This is a genomic window from Thiolapillus sp., assembly GCF_048562965.1.
Lineage (GTDB): Bacteria > Pseudomonadota > Gammaproteobacteria > Chromatiales > Chromatiaceae > Thiolapillus > Thiolapillus brandeum_A.
In genome coordinates this window covers 1-781 of the sequence record NZ_JBHNMF010001214.1, presented here as the reverse complement: position 1 = coordinate 781, position 781 = coordinate 1, and the positions used below count along the sequence as shown (strand labels likewise).

1 protein-coding gene is annotated in these 781 nt (G+C 47.9%); it reads left to right on the top strand.

All coding sequences use genetic code 11. The features are described 5' to 3' along the window. Positions 1–235 precede the first annotated feature (235 nt). On the top strand, positions 236–610 hold the full coding sequence (gene tnpA / locus ACOCD2_RS23390; protein ID WP_293650829.1) for an IS200/IS605 family transposase: 375 nt from the start codon (positions 236–238) through the stop codon (positions 608–610). Positions 611–781: the final 171 nt, after the last annotated feature.

Here is a 781-nt window from a genome sequence, read left to right as displayed (position 1 = left end):
CAGGCCTCTTTCAAGCCCCAGGAGAGTTTCAGTTGATTGAACATCGATTCAATCGACCAGCGTTCTCCATAGGCTTCGATGATCTGTTCCGGGGTCAGCTTGGCATCGGTACTCAATAATTAAAACTTGGTAAACCACCGCCTCTGGCGGTGAGACACGAAAAGGCTCTGCCGTACCGGCGTGCGAAGTAAGAAAATGGCCTCCTTTGAACCAGCAAGTTCTATAGGAGGCCATTATGAGAGACTGGCAAAGCCAAGCTCACGTGAAGCATTATTGCAAATATCATGTAGTGTTTGTTCCGAAGTATCGAAGGAAATCGATTTACGGAACGCTGAGGAAAGAAATAGGAGGGATATTGAGGGAGTTATGTCGTCAGCAGGGTGTTGAATTGATAGAGGGTTACGCCATGCGCGACCACATTCACATGCTGTTGATGATTCCCCCCAAATACAGTGTGGCAAACACCATCGGTTTTCTGAAAGGTAAATCAGCCATACGGATATTCAGGGAATATCTGCAGGTCAAAAGGAATTTTACGGGTCGACATTTTTGGGCGCGAGGCTATTGTGTCAGTACAGTTGGCTTAGATGAGCAGATGATACGGACGTAAATAAAGAATCAGGGTAACTACTCACCCCTAAGATGAGTACAAGCCTGCCTCCCAAGCGTGTCTTCGGCCTCGTGATAGATTTTGGGACATCCCAGTCCCCAAAATCGACTCGGCCTTTGACAACCTATTTGTGCCCCAGCCGTCCTGGTCACCAAGCACTACGCAACAACT